General features: G+C 41.8%; 2 protein-coding genes. Both read left to right on the top strand.

All coding sequences use genetic code 11. The annotated features are described in order from the left end of the window. Nucleotides 1-921 (top strand): dentin sialophosphoprotein (locus R7Q11_RS24795; protein ID WP_225466834.1); only part of this gene is annotated, 921 nt, incomplete at its 5' end. Nucleotides 922-941: 20 nt separating this feature from the next. Continuing rightward, the gene (locus R7Q11_RS24790) at nt 942-1265 is read left to right on the top strand and encodes a hypothetical protein (protein WP_054579721.1); all 324 of its coding nucleotides are present in this window, start codon (nt 942-944) and stop codon (nt 1263-1265) included. Nucleotides 1266-1288 lie beyond the last annotated feature (23 nt).

Here is a 1288-nt window from a genome sequence, read left to right as displayed (position 1 = left end):
AACAAAACAGGGCTTGCTTTAGCAATGTCAGCAATTTTATTTAGTGGCTCTCTAATCGCGAATGAGATCGATGATGGAGATGACAACATGCAATGGACTGACAGCGCTAATACCGATATTGGTTTATCTGGCAGCTTCAACGATAACAGTGACAATAGCGCATCTCTCGGTGTTGGTGATAGCTTCAACGACAACAGCGATAATAGTGCGTCACTAGGTATTGGTCATAGCTTCAACGACAACAGCGACACTGACAACAGTGCAACTCTTGGTGTTGATGACAGCTTTAATAACAACAGCGACAACTCAAACTCGAGCACTAACACAGCTCAAAGCCACAACGACAATAGTACGTCTAACGCTAACGACAACAGTACCAGTGCTGATCTTGATGTGAGCCTAAATAGTGATAGTAGTGATTCAAGTACTAACACAAATAGAAGCTACAACGACAACAGCGACTCTAGTACTACTGTAACACGTAGCAACAATGACAACAGTGACTCTAGTATCAACAGTAGCTTTAACGATAACAGCGATAATCGTAATCAAAGCGACAACCGTAACCAGAGTGATAACCGTAGCTACGCTGATACGAGCACAACAAACTCGAACAGCTTTAACGACAATAGTAACTATCAAAGCGACTCGAGCTCAACAAATGTTGATAGCTTCAATCAAGTCCATATGGATACAGATATGGTTGTTGCGAGCTCAAGCCTAATGGGTGGTGTTACAGGTGCATCAGTTATTTATGCAACTAACGCGGATGATACTCGAGTTCGAGTTGAAAACATGAACACCCTTGGTGGTCTTGGTGGTGCAGCTGGTATTACTACCGTTGGTCAGAATGCTGGTTCAAATTCACTTGTACAACAATCTGTTACAACTAATGCAAGTGTGTTTACTGGGGGTGAGTAACCGACTAGTAGGAGAAAGTGATGCGTTTGGCAATTTGTACTTTGAGTATGATAGTTGCCTGCACTGCACTCGCTGATGACATTGCATTATCTGGTGGAGAAGTTAGCTTGGATATCATGAATGAATCAAGAGGTGGACAAAATGTTGAACTCGACTTGGTTTATGCAGAATCAGATATCAATGGTATTTCGTCAGATAATGTCGCGTTAAACACCGTGAGTGGTAACAATATACTATCAAGTGGAGCGTTCGCAGACAGTTCGGGTATATCCAACGTAATTCAGAACAGTGGAAACAACGTTTTAATCCAGAACTCTACCGTCGTTAACCTGACACTCAAGTAAACAATATGAAAGTATTAAATAAC

The sequence above is a fragment of the Vibrio sp. 970 genome (assembly GCF_033339075.1).
The sequence above is the reverse complement of the archived record's forward strand: the minus strand, read 5'-3'. Positions and strand labels throughout refer to the sequence as shown.